The sequence below is a fragment of the Serratia sp. HNCC26DJ206 genome (genome assembly GCF_057180605.1).
Genome location: NZ_JBXUGP010000154.1, coordinates 1 through 352 on the forward strand (window position 1 = coordinate 1; position 352 = coordinate 352).

Here is a 352-nt window from a genome sequence, read left to right on the forward strand (position 1 = left end):
AATGGCAATAGGGCTGTATCAAATGGGCAGATACCTTTTAGTGATTATTAGCATTGCTGTTTCATTACTGACTGACCAAAGTCACGCGACCTCTGTGGCCTGCCGTGCAACCATGACTGATATTGACTTTGGCGTGGTTGATTTTGTCAATTCCGCCTTGTCGAAAACCAATACCGGGACGTTCACCTACCATTGCGTCAATAATTCCCCAGTGGTTCAGCACATTAACGCCTGTTTTTATCTGGGGGATGGAGCCCCTTCGTCAACCACGACAACCTCGTTGTCCGCCATGCATAATGATGTCGGTTCCACTATGCTTTTTCGACTGAAAAATGCAATGACGGGGGAAGTC

Annotated in this window: 1 protein-coding gene; it reads left to right on the forward strand. The window is 47.2% G+C overall.

Annotation, left to right across the window (positions count from 1 at the left end; translation table 11 throughout):
* On the forward strand, nt 1-352 hold a 352-nt coding region (locus AC2A1E_RS24380), incomplete at both ends, for a hypothetical protein (RefSeq protein WP_484385902.1).